The 15,378-nt window shown below is 59.6% G+C and carries 16 protein-coding genes; 12 read left to right on the top strand and 4 right to left on the bottom strand.

Annotated features, from left to right (window positions below; translation table 11 throughout):
- Positions 1–4 precede the first annotated feature (4 nt).
- Together ACR3EG_RS17140 and hemN are read right to left on the bottom strand one after the other, a co-directional pair.
- Complete coding sequence (locus tag ACR3EG_RS17140) at positions 5–1,933, bottom strand: elongation factor G (RefSeq protein ID WP_480498538.1); 1,929 nt, start codon at positions 1,931–1,933, stop codon at positions 5–7.
- Positions 1,934–2,137: 204 nt separating this feature from the next.
- Positions 2,138–3,493: an oxygen-independent coproporphyrinogen III oxidase gene (gene hemN / locus ACR3EG_RS17135; protein ID WP_480498536.1), complete on the bottom strand. Its 1,356-nt coding sequence runs from the start codon at positions 3,491–3,493 to the stop codon at positions 2,138–2,140.
- Positions 3,494–3,554: 61 nt separating this feature from the next.
- On the opposite strand from hemN, the gene fnrL reads away from it, so the two are divergent.
- A complete protein-coding gene (gene fnrL, locus ACR3EG_RS17130; protein ID WP_480498534.1) occupies positions 3,555–4,292 on the top strand; it encodes a transcriptional regulator FnrL in 738 nt (245 codons plus the stop codon).
- Between the two features lie 6 nt (positions 4,293–4,298).
- Here the strand turns inward: fnrL and ACR3EG_RS17125 are convergent, their stop codons facing one another.
- Positions 4,299–5,138: a universal stress protein gene (locus tag ACR3EG_RS17125; RefSeq protein WP_480498532.1), complete on the bottom strand. Its 840-nt coding sequence runs from the start codon at positions 5,136–5,138 to the stop codon at positions 4,299–4,301.
- A gap of 193 nt (positions 5,139–5,331) precedes the next feature.
- Between ACR3EG_RS17125 and ccoN the strand changes: the two genes are divergently transcribed.
- Genes ccoN through ccoP form a run of 4 tightly spaced genes read left to right on the top strand, consistent with a single transcriptional unit; the run spans position 5,332 to position 8,738 of the window.
- Positions 5,332–6,939, top strand: a complete 1,608-nt coding sequence (gene ccoN, locus ACR3EG_RS17120; RefSeq protein ID WP_209196729.1) for a cytochrome-c oxidase, cbb3-type subunit I — start codon at positions 5,332–5,334, stop codon at positions 6,937–6,939.
- Positions 6,940–6,953: 14 nt separating this feature from the next.
- The gene (gene ccoO / locus ACR3EG_RS17115; protein WP_480498529.1) at positions 6,954–7,682 is read left to right on the top strand and encodes a cytochrome-c oxidase, cbb3-type subunit II; all 729 of its coding nucleotides are present in this window, start codon (positions 6,954–6,956) and stop codon (positions 7,680–7,682) included.
- A gap of 10 nt (positions 7,683–7,692) precedes the next feature.
- Positions 7,693–7,878, top strand: a complete 186-nt coding sequence (locus ACR3EG_RS17110; RefSeq protein WP_170355315.1) for a cbb3-type cytochrome c oxidase subunit 3 — start codon at positions 7,693–7,695, stop codon at positions 7,876–7,878.
- Positions 7,875–8,738: a cytochrome-c oxidase, cbb3-type subunit III gene (gene ccoP / locus ACR3EG_RS17105; RefSeq protein ID WP_480498527.1), complete on the top strand. Its 864-nt coding sequence runs from the start codon at positions 7,875–7,877 to the stop codon at positions 8,736–8,738. Before ACR3EG_RS17110 ends, ccoP begins: the two co-directional genes overlap by 4 nt.
- A gap of 102 nt (positions 8,739–8,840) precedes the next feature.
- Here ccoP and ACR3EG_RS17100 read toward each other — a convergent pair whose 3' ends face one another.
- A complete protein-coding gene (locus tag ACR3EG_RS17100; RefSeq protein WP_480545968.1) occupies positions 8,841–8,981 on the bottom strand; it encodes a hypothetical protein in 141 nt (46 codons plus the stop codon).
- Between the two features lie 126 nt (positions 8,982–9,107).
- Here ACR3EG_RS17100 and ACR3EG_RS17095 point away from each other — a divergent pair, with 126 nt between their 5' ends.
- The 7 genes from ACR3EG_RS17095 to nusG all read left to right on the top strand — a co-directional run bounded on the left by ACR3EG_RS17095 (position 9,108) and on the right by nusG (position 15,310).
- The gene (locus ACR3EG_RS17095; RefSeq protein ID WP_480498525.1) at positions 9,108–9,983 is read left to right on the top strand and encodes a LysR family transcriptional regulator; all 876 of its coding nucleotides are present in this window, start codon (positions 9,108–9,110) and stop codon (positions 9,981–9,983) included.
- 101 nt (positions 9,984–10,084) lie between these two features.
- Complete coding sequence (ccoG, locus tag ACR3EG_RS17090; RefSeq protein ID WP_480498523.1) at positions 10,085–11,512, top strand: cytochrome c oxidase accessory protein CcoG; 1,428 nt, start codon at positions 10,085–10,087, stop codon at positions 11,510–11,512.
- A gap of 1 nt (position 11,513) precedes the next feature.
- Positions 11,514–11,972, top strand: coding sequence for a FixH family protein (locus ACR3EG_RS17085; protein WP_170355311.1), 459 nt, complete (start codon positions 11,514–11,516; stop codon positions 11,970–11,972).
- A 15-nt stretch (positions 11,973–11,987) separates the two neighbouring features.
- Positions 11,988–14,153 carry a heavy metal translocating P-type ATPase gene (locus ACR3EG_RS17080; protein ID WP_480498521.1) on the top strand — a complete coding sequence of 722 codons (2,166 nt, stop codon included), beginning with the start codon at positions 11,988–11,990 and terminating at the stop codon, positions 14,151–14,153.
- 4 nt (positions 14,154–14,157) lie between these two features.
- Positions 14,158–14,316: a cbb3-type cytochrome oxidase assembly protein CcoS gene (ccoS, locus tag ACR3EG_RS17075; protein WP_170355309.1), complete on the top strand. Its 159-nt coding sequence runs from the start codon at positions 14,158–14,160 to the stop codon at positions 14,314–14,316.
- A gap of 68 nt (positions 14,317–14,384) precedes the next feature.
- Positions 14,385–14,582: a preprotein translocase subunit SecE gene (gene secE, locus ACR3EG_RS17070; protein WP_170355308.1), complete on the top strand. Its 198-nt coding sequence runs from the start codon at positions 14,385–14,387 to the stop codon at positions 14,580–14,582.
- Positions 14,583–14,776: 194 nt separating this feature from the next.
- The gene (gene nusG / locus ACR3EG_RS17065) at positions 14,777–15,310 is read left to right on the top strand and encodes a transcription termination/antitermination protein NusG (protein ID WP_170355307.1); all 534 of its coding nucleotides are present in this window, start codon (positions 14,777–14,779) and stop codon (positions 15,308–15,310) included.
- Positions 15,311–15,378 lie beyond the last annotated feature (68 nt).

Below are 15,378 nucleotides of genomic sequence, written 5' to 3'. Positions count from 1 at the left end.
TTGTTTACGCGCTGGCTTTTTCCTGCGCTGCCGGTTTCGGCACTGGACCACGCAGTTCTTCATAGTGATCAAAGCTCAGCTTGACCCAGCCGGTGCCGCGTGTGGCGCTGGCGAGGGTGCGGTGCAGTTCATCTTCGGCCACGGCGGGAAGCTGGGCATTGAAAATCTCCCAGCCTGAGGCGTTTGGATTGCCTTCGAACCCCAGCACCTGACCCTGCAAGAAACTGATGGTGGGGACCAGATCGCCCACGAAGTCTGAGGGCAGGTGGATCTCCGCACTCAGGATCGGTTGCAGCACCACGGGCTTGGCTTGGGGCAGCGCCTCGCGGACTGCGTTCTTGCCTGCCGTGCGGAAGGCATAATCGGAACTGTCGACGTTGTGGTGCTTGCCATCGCTCAGCGTGACTTTTACATCAACCACGGGAAACCCTTCGGGCCCCTGTTCCAGCGCGTCTTTGGCCCCATGTTCGACCGAGGGGATATAGTTGCGCGGGACCGCGCCGCCTTTGACCACCTCTTCGAACTGGAACCCCGCCCCGCGTGGCATGGGCGCGACTGAGATCACCACGTCGGCAAACTGCCCTGCGCCGCCCGATTGCTTGCGGTGACGGTGGCGATGTTCGACGGGTGCGCGGATCGTCTCGCGATAGGCTGTTTCGACGGTGTCGGTGGCGATCTCGATCCCGAAATCCTCGGCCAGCTTCGCCGTCACGCGGCGCATATGCTGCGGACCTTGCGAACCTAGAACGGCGTGGCCGCTCAGGTCGTCTTGTCCCAGATGCAGGCCGGGGTCGATCTCGACCAGACGCGACAGGGCGTTGGACAGGCGCACGTCGTCGCGCTCATGCGCGGGTGAGACGACCTGACGGTGCCCCGCCGGGTGTGACGAGGCCCATTCGGGCAGCGGTGTCGCGCCTTTGCTATCATAGATGTTGCCGGGGTTCAGGTGATCGGATTTCACCGCCAGCCCGATCTGCCCGGCGGGCAAGTCAGTGATCTGGGTCTTGGCGTCCAGTGTGGTCAGATTGCCGACCGTCTCACCGCCCAATGCCTCATGCGCTTTGACGCCATCGCCGAGGCCGCGCAGGACCACGATCTTGCCGATATGCTTTTTCACATCCGCGAACCCTGCGATGGCGCGGGCGTTCTCGGCGGCCTCGTCGCGGTCGGCGGCGATGTCGAACTCGGGTGCTTCGTGCCGTAGGGCTTTCATCAGGCGGGTCAGCCCGTTGCCATGGCTGGCCGCGCCCAGACAGGCCGGGATCAGCTGGTGGTTCTGCAGGACCTGTGCGGCCAGATCGTAAATCTCACCGCTGGGGGGCTGTTTGTCTTCGATCAGTTGTTCCAGCAGGTGATCATCAAAGTCCGACAGGGTTTCCAGCAGTTCAGTCCGCGCTTCTTGTTCCCGGTCCTCGACCGATTGCGGCAGTTCGATCAGGGCCGATGGCTGTCCTTCCTGATATTTCCACGCCCGTTCCGAGATCAGGTCCACCGCACCAACAATCGTGTCACCTTCGCGGATCGGCACCTGCCGCAAGGCGATGTGATGGGTGCAATAGGTTTGCAGCGCCGAGATGATGTCGCGGATGCGGCCATTGGGGCTGTCCATACGGTTAATGAACAGGAAACAGGGGATGCCGGCCTCTTCGACCAAACGCAAATAGGGCGCACACAGGACGGCCGCGTTGGGATCAGGTGGAACGACCACGACCGCCGCGTCCGAGATCGCCATGGCAGGCCCGACATAAGCCAGATTATCGCCGCCCCCGTCGACGTCTATGGCGCACCATGGCTCATCTAAGTAAGAAAAACCGTGCAAATGCACGGTCCCGGACACGTCGAATGTGGTGGGCCGCCCGTCGAGGCGGCTGATCGCTTCGACCAGAGTGGTTTTGCCCGATTGGCTGGGGCCGAGGACGGTGAAAACGCGCATGGGTGCTGTCCCTTGTTCAGGTTGCAGAAATACCTGCACGAAAAGGGCTGTCCGGCGCGGATGCGCGGGTCAGAACTGTCTGCGAATTCGCCTGCCTCGGGGTGCGATTGCACGCCCCGAGTGTGGAGAAAACCAGAGGCCTGCGTCAAGCCCCTGTGCGGGTTGGGGGTCGGCAGGCCGTGAACCCGGCCCGCCGGAAAGAGGTCAGATCGCCGAGCTGTGGCCTGCCTTGCTCAGGTCATAGGCGTCAAAGCTGCGGGCTATCATGCGGGTGAGGGCGCGGGCCTCTTGCGGGATGAAAAGACCATCCTCGGTGATGCGCAGCAGCCCGTCAAAGGCGGCATTCGCGTCGGCATACATGCTCTGCAATTCCGCGAAGGTGATGTCGTGGTCGCGCAGGATTTCGGCCGTGTTGATCTGAAAATCGCACATCAGTGCCTCGATCAGGCGCGCGCGCAGTACGTCCTGACCTTTGAACAGGTGTCCGCGCGAGGTCGAGAATCGCCGCTCTCGGATGGCCTTGGTATGAGCCGACGTAGCGGGCGCGTTCTGCGCATAGCCCTGCGGAAAGCGCGAGATCGAGCTGGCCCCGACCCCGATCAGAACCTCGGCCTGATCGTCGGTATAGCCCTGGAAATTGCGCTTGAGCTTACCGGCGTTCAACGCGCGGGTCAGGCCGTCTTCCTGCGTGGCGAAGTGGTCGATGCCGATCTCGGCGTAATTGTCCCACATGAACAGACGACGGGCGGTGTCGAACAGATCCAGACGCTGTTCCGGAGTAGGCAGCGCGTCCGAGGGAATCATCTGCTGCCGTTTGGCCATCCACGGCACATGCGCATAGCCATATAGCGCCACGCGATCGGGGTTGAGCGACAGCAGTTTTTGCACGCTTTCCGTCATCCGTGTCTTGGTCTGATGCGGCAGTCCATAGAGGATATCGGCGTTCAAGCTGGTGATGCCGCGTTCGCGGATCATGTCCACGGCCTTGCGCGTGGTGTCATAGCTTTGGATGCGGCCGATGGTCTTCTGTATCTCGTCGTCGAAATCCTGCACCCCGATTGAGGCGCGGTTCATCCCGGCCTCGGCCAAGGCATCCAAACGTGCCTCGTCAATCTCGTTGGGGTCGATCTCGACCGAGAATTCGGCATTCGGCCCCAAAGGCACCACGTCCAGAATTCGCGCCGCCAGTTCGCGCATCAGATCCGCGTTCAGCAAGGTCGGCGTACCGCCGCCCCAATGCAGACGCGACAGGGTCACGCCCTGGGGCAAGCGCGCGGCCAGCAGGTCCAGCTCGGCTTTGAGGACATCCACATAGGCGATGACCGGATTGTCCGTTTGGGTGCCTTGCGTCCGGCAGGCGCAGAACCAGCATAGCCTGCGGCAGAACGGAACGTGGATATACAACGAGATCTCGCTTCCGGGTGTGATGCCGGAAATCCAGTCTCCAAAAAGCTCTGACCCTACGTCATTGCTGAAGTGGGGGGCGGTGGGATAGCTTGTGTAACGCGGGACTTTCGCGTCAAATAGTCCAAGCCGTGCCAGTTGTGGTTTTACTATCATAACGGTACGGTTAGAGGACGCCACGAACAGATGCTTTGATAGAGATCAAGTGGAAGCGCGCATGACACCCACATTCAAGATCGACCATACGAACTGTGCAGACTGCCCGATCCGACATCGGGCCGTGTGTGCCCATTGTGATGCTGATGAGCTGGAAGAGCTTGAAGGCATTAAATATTATCGTAGTTTCGAAGCCGGACAGACGGTCATCTGGTCAGGTGACCAAATGAATTTCGTTGGGTCCGTCGTCTCTGGTATCGCCTCTTTGACCCAGACGATGGAAGATGGCAGGACCCAGATGGTGGGCCTTTTGCTGCCCAGCGATTTTGTCGGACGACCGGGGCGCGAATCGGCCCCCTATGATGTGCAGGCGACGACCGATCTGGTCATGTGCTGCTTCCGGAAGAAGCCTTTCGAAGAACTGATGAACACCACGCCGCACATCGCACATCGGTTGCTGCAGATGACGCTTGACGAACTGGACGCGGCCCGCGAATGGATGCTGGTGCTGGGGCGCAAGACCGCGCGCGAGAAGATCGCGAGCTTGCTGTCGATCATCGCGCGCCGCGATGCCTCAATCAACCAAAAAGGGGGACCCATCGTCTTCGACCTGCCGTTGACCCGCGAGGCGATGGCCGATTACCTCGGCCTGACACTGGAAACGGTCAGCCGCCAGATCTCGGCGCTCAAAAAAGATGAAGTCATCCTTTTGGAAGGCAAGCGCCACGTGACGATCCCCGATATGGGCCGCCTTATGGAAGAAGCGGGTGACGACTCGGATGGTGGCTTTCTGGTCTGACGCCTTTCAGTGCGCCAGAAAGACCGGAACCGAGGATTGTTCCAACATGTTGCGAGTTGCGCCGCCAAGAATGGCTTCGCGGAAGCGCGAGTGGCCGTAAGCCCCCATGACGATCATATCAGCCTGAGTATCCACAGCGTGACGGTTCAGGATATCTGATACCCGTGGCATGGTTTTGCTGAGAACATCGATTTCACACTTGACCCCATGGCGCGATAGCATCTGTGACAGCATCCCGCCGGGGTCCGAACGATCCGGGCCATGCCGAGGCGGGTCAATTACAACGATACGCACTTGGGTTGCCGCAATAAGGAAAGGCAAAGCCCGGCGAATAGCGCGCATGGCCTCGACGCTTTCATTCCAGCCGATCAAAATGGTGCCGGGCTTGCTGAAGACTTTAGCCGAGTCCGGAACAATCAATACAGGGGTGTGCCCTTCGAACATCGCGGCTTCGACAATGGGTTCCGCTTCGACGCCGCGGTTTTCACCGTAGGGCTGCGGCAAAACGACAAGGTCGGAAAACCGGGCGCGATGCGCAACATGTCGCCCCAAATCAGCGATTTGCGCAACACCGGATTCGGCAGACCATCGCACTCCTGACTTGGTAAAGAAGTCTTTTGCGAATGCCAGAATCTCTTCGGCTTCAGCATTGGCCCGGCTTAGGGTTTCCTGAAGAATCAAAGCGTTAGCGCCCGCGTAATAATACCCTGTCTGGCTGCGGTCGACGCCAAGACACAGTGTTTCAGCATGCGCGTCCTGAGCCCCAGCCAGCGCGACGACCTGTGCAAGTGCCGAGTCAGATTGGGTGGTTTCTGTCATAACAGTGAGGAGAGATTTGTAAGCCATGTTGACCTCGTGCTTACGGGCCGGTTCCCTGCGACGTTCCAGCCCATTCGTTTCCTCAGCATTGTCATAGTATGCGGAGCTCTGTCTTGACACAGATCAAAGCAGTTTGAGCAGCTGTCGTAGAAAACAGCAGCCAGTCAAATGGGTCTCGCGACACCAAAGAATCGCGCGGGGCATGGCAAAGGGACGCAATATGTCAAATTATATCAAGCTGATCGTGCTTGGTGTGATTGCGGTATTCGCCGCGATCGCAACCAATTATGCACGCGATTTGGCGTATCAGGTGCATGCAATTCTGGTGATGTTGATCGCCGGCGGTTTGTTCATCTGGACGCTGAGAAACACGGATGAGCCAGAGAAATTCGAGGATCATTCCGGTGAGTACATGGATGGGGTGATCCGCTATGGCGTGATCGCAACCGCCTTTTGGGGGGTGATCGGTTTCGTCGCAGGGACCTTTATCGCGTTCCAGTTGGCCTTTCCGGCGCTGAACTTTGAATGGGCGCAGGGCTATCTGAACTTTGGCCGTTTGCGTCCGCTGCACACCTCGGCAGTGATCTTTGCATTTGGTGGTAACGCACTGATTGCGACCTCATTCTACGTGGTGCAACGTACCAGCGCCGCGCGCTTGTGGGGTGGCAATCTGGCGTGGTTCGTGTTCTGGGGCTATCAGCTGTTCATCGTTCTGGCTGCAACCGGCTATGTTCTGGGTGGCACGCAATCCAAAGAATATGCCGAACCCGAATGGTATGTTGACCTGTGGCTGACCATCGTCTGGGTCGCCTATCTGGCCGTGTATCTGGGCACCGTGATCAAGCGGAAAGAGCCGCATATCTACGTGGCCAACTGGTTCTACCTGGCCTTTATCGTGACCGTTGCAATGCTGCACGTGGTGAACAACATCACCATCCCGGTCAGCATCTGGGGTTCGAAATCGGTCATCGTCTGGTCGGGCGTGCAAGACGCCATGATCCAGTGGTGGTACGGCCACAACGCTGTGGGCTTCTTCCTGACCGCCGGTTTCCTGGGCATGATGTATTACTTCATCCCGAAACAGGCCGAACGTCCGGTGTTCAGCTACAAGCTGTCGATCATCCACTTCTGGGCGCTGATCTTCCTGTATATCTGGGCCGGTCCGCACCACCTGCACTATACCGCGCTGCCGGATTGGGCTTCGACGCTGGGCATGGTGTTCTCGGTCGTGCTGTGGATGCCGTCCTGGGGTGGTATGATCAACGGTCTGATGACGCTGTCGGGCGCATGGGACAAGCTGCGCACCGATCCAGTGATCCGTATGATGGTAATCTCGGTCGGCTTCTACGGCATGTCCACGTTTGAGGGTCCGATGATGTCGATCCGCGCTGTGAACTCGTTGTCTCACTACACCGACTGGACCATTGGTCACGTGCACTCGGGCGCGCTGGGCTGGAATGGCATGATCACTTTTGGGGCGCTGTACTTCCTGGTTCCCGTCCTGTGGAAGCGCGAGCGTCTGTATTCGCTGCAAATGGTCAGCTGGCACTTCTGGCTCGCCACGATCGGCATCGTTCTCTATGCCGCGTCGATGTGGGTCACTGGTATCATGGAAGGCCTGATGTGGCGTGAAGTGGATGCCAACGGCTTCCTGGTGAATTCGTTCGCTGACACCGTGGCTGCTAAGTTCCCGATGTATGTGGTGCGTGCTCTGGGTGGCGTGATGTTCGTCGCTGGTGCCGTGATCATGTGCTACAACCTGTGGATGACTGTGCGGAAAGCGCCGGCCAAAGAGGCCAGCCTGTCCGTCGCGGTCCCGGCTGAATAAGGAGGGCCGGAGCAATGGCAATTCTCGACAAACATAAGATCCTCGAGACCAACGCGACCCTCCTGCTGGTATTCAGCTTTTTGGTCGTGACCATCGGTGGCATCGTGCAGATCACCCCGCTGTTCTATCTTGAGAACACCATCGAGAAGGTGGAGGGCATGCGCCCTTACACCCCTCTCGAGATGGCAGGGCGTGAAATCTACATTCGCGAAGGCTGCTATGTCTGCCACAGCCAGATGATCCGCCCCATGCGGGACGAGGTCGAACGCTATGGCCACTACTCATTGGCGGCTGAATCGATGTATGATCACCCGTTCCAGTGGGGATCGAAACGGACCGGTCCTGATCTGGCCCGTGTGGGAGGCCGCTATTCGGACCAGTGGCATGTGGACCACCTGCGTGATCCGCAGTCGGTTGTTCCGGAATCGGTGATGCCGAAATACGGCTTCCTCGAAAACCGTAAGCTGGACGGCAAGTATATCGGTGACATCATGCAGGCGAACGCCGTTGTCGGCACGCCTTACACCGAGGACATGCTGGCCAATGCCGAGGCTGACTTCCGTGCGCAGGCCGATCCCGACAGCGACTATGACGGGCTGCTTGAGCGCTATGGCGACAAGGTCAGCGTGCGCAACTTCGACGGTCAGCCCGAGCTGACCGAAGCGGATGCGTTGGTGGCTTATCTTCAGATGCTGGGCACGCTGGTCGATTTTTCGACCTTCACCCCGGACGCAAACCGCTAAGGAGGGCGTTATGGAAGAATACACACTCCTCAGACAGTTCGCAGATAGCTGGATGCTGTTGTTGTTGTTCACTTTCTTCATTGGCATCGTGGTGTGGGTTTTCCGCCCCGGTTCCAGCAAGGAATACAACGACACCGCCAACATCCCCTTCCGGCATCAAGACAAACCCGCCGAATCCAAGGAGGCGCGGCCATGAGCAAGACACCTGATAAACAGCCGGGCGATCCGAATACTACGGGTCACAGCTGGGACGGTATCGAAGAATTCGACAATCCGATGCCTCGCTGGTGGCTGTGGACCTTCTACGCCTGTATCTTCTGGGGCGTGATCTACACCATCATGTATCCGGCATGGCCGCTGGTTCAATCGGCAACCGCGGGTGTTACCGGCTGGTCCTCGCGTGCGGAAGTGCAGCAGGATATCGTGTCCTTCGAAGAAGCCAACGCGCCTTGGAATGCGCGGCTGGTGGAAACGCCGCTTGAGGAAATCTCGGCGGACGCCGAATTGCAGCAATACGCTGTGAACTCGGGTGGTGCCGTATTCCGCACTTGGTGTGCGCAGTGCCACGGCTCGGGCGCGCAGGGGGCCACCGGCTTCCCGAACCTTCTGGATGACGCCTGGCTTTGGGGCGGTTCGCTTGAGGATATCGAATATACCGTTGCCTATGGTATCCGGAATGAAGAAAGCGACGATGCGCGCTATTCCGAGATGCCGGCCTTTGGCGAGCTTCTGGAAAAGGATGAGATCACTCAGGTCGTTCAGTATGTGATGTCCCTGACCAACGCCCAGTCGGATGACGCAGCGGCTGAAGCCGGTAAGGTTGTCTTCGAAGACAATTGCGCGGCCTGCCACGGCGAAGACGGCAAAGGCGATGTCTTCCAGGGCGCGCCGAACCTGACCGACGCGATCTGGTTGTACGGCGGCAGTGAAGAGGCTTTGACCGAGACGGTCACCTACAGCCGCTTCGGCGTTATGCCTCCGTGGGAAAACCGCCTGACTCAGGCGCAGATCCGCGCCGTGACCGCTTATGTCCACCAGCTGGGTGGCGGTCAGTAAGGCGAAAAGAATACCTCCGGACGGTTCGCCGTCCGAAGGTTGAAGCACCGGCTGTTCCATCTGTTCGCGCGTTTCCAGAACAGCCGGTGCTGACTTTTTAGATTACCGACGAAAAAAGGTGTGGTCCAGACACACCTTTTCGCGCGCATCGCTTTTTTGTTTCCACCAATGCGCCTCCGGCAGCCAACTCTGACGGTGTTGCTTTTCTTGCTGATTGCGGTCCATGCTTTGGGTCGCGGTCATGAAACTGCGCGCTAGGATCGAAAGCATTTTTGCACTCCCTTGCTGTTTGTAGCTTATTTGAGGATTGCCCTGTGGGCCCGAAAATGCGACTCAATTACCTTGTCAGTGTGTAAGTAAGGCTTACAGATGGATTGGATGAAGATGCCGCCCCTTGCGGCGCTCAGGGCTTTTTCTGCTTTTGCGGAAACGGGCAATGTGGTGCAGGCGGGTTCGATGTTGAATGTCAGCCACGCTGCAATCAGCCAGCAGCTGCGGGCGTTGGAAAAGCACTTAGGTACCAGCCTTCTGGACCGGTCGGGCAAGTCGATGGTTCTAACACCCGAGGGTGAGCATCTGGCCCAAGCTTTACACCTTGGGTTTCGTGCCATTGGCGCGGCAGTGACCGATCTGGTGCAATCGGGCCTTGATCGACCGGTTCATGTTTCTCTAACCCCGTCTTTCGCTGCATCGTGGCTGATGCCAAGGCTGCCGGCTTTTCAGGCGGAACATCCGGATATTGACTTGGCGTTGGAACCCACCCCAAAGCTTGTGACCCTCGGGCCCGGCGGGGTGGATGTGGCTCTTCGTTATGGAGCGGGAGGCTGGCCCGGAGTGACATCCGAGCTTTTGCTGCCAAGCCCGATTACCATAGTGGCCGCGCCTTCATTGCTGGGGGACAAGACGAACTGGACTGCTGCCGAGTTAAGTCAGCTGCCTTGGTTGGAAGAATTCGGGACCACTGAAGCAACGACATGGCTTGCTGGACAAGGGGTAGAGCACGGCCCCCGTGCCGGGCGAATTGCATTGCCCGGAAACCTGCTGCTGGACGGGCTCCGCGCGGGTCAGGGCGTCACGGTGACGGCGCGGCATTTTGTCGAATCCGACATCGCCGATGGACGGCTGGTCGAACTGTTCTGCCAGCCGGGCAACAGCGGATATCATATTGTAACCAATGAAAATTCTATGCGTCCGGCGGTCAGAACCTTCGTGTTCTGGCTGCGGCGGCAATCTGGTCGCATGTGACAAATGGTGTCTGCACGATGCGCTTTTGACCCATGTCAAAGAGCTTATCTGTGTGATCTGGGACAAGACACAAAAAATAAAGCCAAATCTGGAGCCAGCTCGTGAGCGATTCCGACCCCGCCCCCAGCCTATATGCTGCAAGGGAGCCTATTTTCCCCCGTCGTGTATCCGGCCCGTTCAGAAACCTGAAATGGATCATCCTCGCGGTTACTCTGGGGATCTACTACATCACTCCGTGGATTAGATGGGACCGTGGCCCCAGCCTGCCGGATCAGGCGGTGCTGCTGGATCTGGCAAACCGCCGGTTCTATTTCTTCTGGATTGAGATCTGGCCGCACGAGTTCTATTTCGTGGCCGGTCTGTTGATCATGGCCGGTTTGGGCCTGTTCCTTTTCACCTCGGCTTTGGGGCGCGTGTGGTGCGGTTATGCCTGTCCACAGACGGTGTGGACCGACCTCTATATTCTTGTGGAGCGCTGGATCGAGGGCGACCGAAATGCCCGCCTGCGCTTGCATCGTCAGGAGAAGATGGATTTGCGCAAGGCGCGTCTGCGGGTCACGAAGTGGACGGTTTGGTTGCTGATCGGTCTGGCGACCGGCGGGGCATGGGTGTTTTACTTTGCCGATGCGCCCACATTGCTGCGCGATCTGGTGACTGGGAATGCGCATCCCGTGGCCTATACGACCGTGTTGATTCTGACCGGCACCACCTTTTTGTTTGGCGGCTTCGCGCGCGAACAGATTTGTATCTATGCCTGCCCGTGGCCGCGTATTCAGGCCGCAATGATGGACGAGGATACTCTGGTCGTGGGCTACCGCGAATGGCGGGGCGAGCCGCGCGGCAAAGGCAAGCGCATAGCGGATTCCGAGCTTGGCGATTGCATCGACTGTATGGCCTGCGTCAATGTCTGCCCGGTGGGGATCGACATCCGTGATGGCCAGCAGTTGGAATGCATCACCTGCGCGCTGTGCATTGACGCCTGTGACGACATGATGGCCAAGATCGGCAAACCGCGCGGTCTGATCGACTATATGGCGCTGAGCGACGAAACCCGCGAACGCGCTGGTCAGCCGCCCAAGAACATCTGGAAGCACATTCTGCGCCCGCGGACCATTATGTATACGGCCATGTGGTCGGCGGTGGGCTTTGCGCTGCTGTTCGCGTTGTTCATCCGCTCGGAAATCGACCTGACCGTCGCGCCTGTGCGGAACCCGACCTTTGTGACCCTGTCTGACGGGACGATCCGCAACACCTACGACGTTCGGCTGCGCAATAAGCATGGCGAGGATCGCTTGTTCAAATTGTCGCTGACCGGCGATCCGGCCATGCGGATCGTGATTGAGGGCACGAATCTTGATACAGTGAATGTCACAGCCGATACTGCCCAGCTTGAGCGCGTCTATATCGTAGCGCGTAAAGAGACTGGTCCAGCGGCAGAGGATGTGACGCCTGTGCGCATATGGGTCGAAGACCTGCAAAGCGGTGAGCGCGCCTATAAGGACACGACCTTCAACGGACGAGGGCAGTAAGATGGCAGAACGTCAATTCACCGGAAAACACGCGCTGGCCGTGTTTGTTGGGGCCTTCAGTGTGATCATCGCTGTCAATCTGGTGCTGGCCTACAGTGCTGTGAAGACCTTTCCGGGGCTTGAGGTTAAAAACTCCTACGTGGCCAGTCAGGAGTTCAACGAACGCCTGCAGGAACAGCAGGCTCTGGGTTGGGAGATCCGGGCCGAGGTTTCCGGCGGATTGCTGATCTTGCATATCACCGACAAGACCGGTGCGCCGGTTCAGGTGGCCGAGCTGCAGGCCGTCGTGGGTCGGGCCACTCATGTCAAAGAGGATTTCGCTCCCGATTTCACCTTTGACGGCATCGCCTATGCAACCCCCGCGTCGCTGGGCAAGGGCAACTGGAACATCCGTCTGGTTGCCAAAGACCATAGCGGAGCGGAATTCGCGCAGCGCGTGCCGCTCTATGTGAAGGGGTAGGGGACTGTGGCGCAGATGAGTTCCGGTACGGCGGCTTGTCCGGGTTGTATCGCAGCCCCTGCAGAACCGGCACGGCCGATCCCTCAGGACGTGCAGATTGCGCTGTCGTTGCCGGGTATCCATTGCTCGGCCTGTATCTCGACGGTCGAGCGCGCGCTGAACGCCACGCCCGGCGTCGAGGATGCGCGCGTCAACCTGACTCTGAAACGCGCCATGATCAAAGCCGCGCCCGATCTGCGTGCTGCCGATCTGATCCCGGTGCTGGAAAACGCGGGTTTTGAAGCGCATGAGTTGGACCCCGGCGCCCTGTCCGCCACGCAGGCTGACAAGGCGGGGCGTGATCTGCTGATGCGGCTGGCGGTGGCCGGGTTTGCCTCGATGAACGTGATGCTGTTGTCGGTCTCGGTCTGGTCCGGGGCAGCGGATGCAACGCGGGACATGTTCCACTGGATTTCGGCGGCGATTGCGCTGCCTGCGATTGCCTTTTCCGCCCAGCCCTTCTTTGCGAATGCGTGGTCGGCCTTGCGCGTGCGTCGTCTGAACATGGATGTACCGATCGTGCTGGCGATCTTGCTGGCGCTGGTCACGTCGCTGTGGGAAACCGCGCTGAGCGGCGAGCATGCCTATTTCGACGCCGCCCTGACGCTGACCTTCTTCCTGCTGGCAGGGCGATACTTGGACTATCGCACGCGCGCCGCTGCCCGATCCGCGGCCGAGGAGCTCACCGCGCTCGAAGTGCCCCGCGCCATTCGCGTGGTGGACGGGGCCGAAGAAGAGGTCGCCGTTACGACGCTGAATGTGGGCGACCTGATCTTGGTCCGCCCCGGCGGGCGGATGCCCGTGGATGGCGAGATTGTCTCGGGCCAATCGGAACTCGACCGGTCGCTTCTGACCGGAGAAACCCTGCCTGTCTTTGCCGAAGCGGGCACGACCGTCAGCGCCGGTGAGGTCAACCTGACCGGCCCTCTTACCATCCGTGCGACAGCGGTGGGTGAGGATACCTCGCTGCACCGTATGGCCGATCTGGTGGCCATCGCCGAGTCTGGCCGGTCGCGCTACACCTCGCTGGCCGACAAGGCGGCCAAGCTCTATGCGCCGGGGGTGCATATCCTGTCAGCGCTCAGCTTTGTGGGCTGGTACATCTATTCCGGTGACGTGCGGACGGCGCTGAACATCGCCGCCGCCGTGTTGATCATCACCTGCCCCTGTGCATTGGGTCTGGCGGTGCCTGCAGTGACCACGGCGGCCTCGGGGCGGTTGTTCCGCAAGGGGATGCTGATCAAACATTCCACCGCGCTGGAGCGCCTGGCCGAGGTTGATACGGTCGTCTTTGACAAGACCGGCACGCTGACCTCTGGCACACCTGAACTGACCAATCTGGGCGATCATTCCCGCGCTGATCTTGAGGTTGCATTGGCGCTGGCCGAGGCATCCGCTCACCCGCTGTCGGTCGCTTTGACCAAGGCCGCGCGTGAGGCCGGGATCAAACCCGCCACGCTGAAAGACGTCACCGAGGTTCCGGGCTATGGCACCGAGGGCACCAATCGCGGCCAACGCGTCCGTCTGGGCCGGGCGGCATGGACCGGTGCGCAAGAGGGCGACCAGACCGCCGCATGGCTGTCCGTCGCGGGGCAGGCGCCGTCGGCCTTCCTGTTCTCAGACGCACTGCGCCCCGGCGCAGCGGATGCGGTGCAAGCGCTGCGCGATGCGGGCAAAGAGGTCATTTTGATCTCGGGCGACACAAAGGGCGCGGTTCAGGCGCTGGCGGGCAAACTGGGGATTCAGAACTGGATTGCGCAGGCCCTGCCGCAGGACAAGGCCACGCATGTCGAAGCGCTGCGCGATCAGGGCCATCATGTGCTGATGGTCGGTGACGGGTTGAATGACACGGCGGCGCTGGCGGCGGCGCATGTGTCGATCTCACCGGCTTCGGCGCTGGATGCGGCGCGGGTGGCCTCGGACATTGTGCTTCTGGGCAATGATCTGTCACCCATCGCCGACGCCTGCGACACCGCAGTCAAAGCAACCAAACGGATTCGCGAAAACTTTCGCATCGCCACCGTCTATAATATCATCGCAGTGCCGTTGGCGGTGGTGGGTCTGGCGACGCCGCTGATTGCGGCACTGGCGATGTCGACATCGTCTATCACCGTGTCTTTGAACGCATTGCGGGTAAGGTAAAGCGATGGAAGTTCTGGCCTATCTGATACCGATTTCCCTGTTTCTGGGAGGGGTTGGGCTGGTGGCGTTTGTCTATACTGTCCGCTCGAACCAGTATGACGATCCCGAGGGCGACGCGCGGCGCATTCTCAGCGATGAATGGGACGACAAGCCCAAGCCCTGACAGCCCTTGAAATTGCCGCAATGCCCGGTTATGTCCGGCCCATCCGCTAGCAGAGAGAACACCGCCAAATGGCTACCATGAATCCGATCCAGTTCATTCAGCAAGTCCGCGCCGAAGTTGCAAAGGTCGTCTGGCCGACGCGCCGCGAGGTTCTGCTGACCACGGTCATGGTGTTCATCATGGCGGCCCTGACCGCTGTGTTCTTTGCGTTGGTCGATCTGGGCATTCGCGGTGGTCTGCAACTGATCCTCGGCATGTTCGGCTAAACCCGCGCGGGCAGGGTGGAAACACTGCTTCCCCCTTGCACAGCTCGCGATGTCCTTGTAGGTCACGCGGAACTATTCGGAATGGGCGTGCGGCGATTCGGACCGCGCGCCGCTTTTTATTCCGGGTAGCGTAATGGAATTTCAATCACGGGCACGCGTTGCCGCTGCCTGAGAAAAACAAGGACGACAGGTTCATGGCGAAACGGTGGTACTCGGTCAGCGTTCTTTCGAATTTCGAAAAGAAGATCGCAGAACAGATCCGCACGTCGGTGGCCGAACACGGCCTTGAGGACGATATCGACGAGGTTCTGGTGCCCACCGAAGAGGTGATCGAAGTGCGCCGGGGCAAGAAGGTCACCACCGAACGCCGCTTTATGCCCGGTTACGTGCTGGTTCATATGGAGATGTCGGATCAGGGCTATCACCTTGTGAACTCGATCAACCGCGTCACCGGTTTTCTGGGCCCGCAAGGCCGTCCGATGCCGATGCGCGATGCCGAGGTGAACCAGATCCTCAACCGCGTTCAGGAAGGCGAAGAAGCGCCCAAGCTGATGATCTCCTTCGAGGTCGGCGAGAAGGTCAAGGTCAACGACGGCCCGTTCGAGGATTTCGACGGCATGGTCGAAGGCGTGGATGACGAGAACCAGAAGTTGAAGGTTTCGGTTTCGATCTTCGGTCGCGAAACCCCGGTCGAGCTGGACTTTACGCAGGTGACCAAGCAGAGCTGATTTAACCTGCTGCGAGATTCGAAGCGCCGCGATGCCTTGGGCAACGCGGCGTTTTTTTTGTCTCAAAC

The organism is Ruegeria sp. AM7 (assembly GCF_056535965.1).
Note: the sequence above shows the minus strand (reverse complement) of the source record. Positions and strands in the feature narration are given on the sequence as shown.

Coding starts and splice junctions, on each gene's coding strand:
- ACR3EG_RS17140 (WP_480498538.1), bottom strand. CDS start 1,933: ATGCGCGTTTTCACCGTCCTCGGCCCCAGCCAATCGGGCAAAACCACT.
- hemN (WP_480498536.1), bottom strand. CDS start 3,493: ATGATAGTAAAACCACAACTGGCACGGCTTGGACTATTTGACGCGAAA.
- fnrL (WP_480498534.1), top strand. CDS start 3,555: ATGACACCCACATTCAAGATCGACCATACGAACTGTGCAGACTGCCCG.
- ACR3EG_RS17125 (WP_480498532.1), bottom strand. CDS start 5,138: ATGGCTTACAAATCTCTCCTCACTGTTATGACAGAAACCACCCAATCT.
- ccoN (WP_209196729.1), top strand. CDS start 5,332: ATGTCAAATTATATCAAGCTGATCGTGCTTGGTGTGATTGCGGTATTC.
- ccoO (WP_480498529.1), top strand. CDS start 6,954: ATGGCAATTCTCGACAAACATAAGATCCTCGAGACCAACGCGACCCTC.
- ACR3EG_RS17110 (WP_170355315.1), top strand. CDS start 7,693: ATGGAAGAATACACACTCCTCAGACAGTTCGCAGATAGCTGGATGCTG.
- ccoP (WP_480498527.1), top strand. CDS start 7,875: ATGAGCAAGACACCTGATAAACAGCCGGGCGATCCGAATACTACGGGT.
- ACR3EG_RS17100 (WP_480545968.1), bottom strand. CDS start 8,981: ATGACCGCGACCCAAAGCATGGACCGCAATCAGCAAGAAAAGCAACAC.
- ACR3EG_RS17095 (WP_480498525.1), top strand. CDS start 9,108: ATGGATTGGATGAAGATGCCGCCCCTTGCGGCGCTCAGGGCTTTTTCT.
- ACR3EG_RS17085 (WP_170355311.1), top strand. CDS start 11,514: ATGGCAGAACGTCAATTCACCGGAAAACACGCGCTGGCCGTGTTTGTT.
- ACR3EG_RS17080 (WP_480498521.1), top strand. CDS start 11,988: ATGAGTTCCGGTACGGCGGCTTGTCCGGGTTGTATCGCAGCCCCTGCA.
- ccoS (WP_170355309.1), top strand. CDS start 14,158: ATGGAAGTTCTGGCCTATCTGATACCGATTTCCCTGTTTCTGGGAGGG.
- secE (WP_170355308.1), top strand. CDS start 14,385: ATGGCTACCATGAATCCGATCCAGTTCATTCAGCAAGTCCGCGCCGAA.
- nusG (WP_170355307.1), top strand. CDS start 14,777: ATGGCGAAACGGTGGTACTCGGTCAGCGTTCTTTCGAATTTCGAAAAG.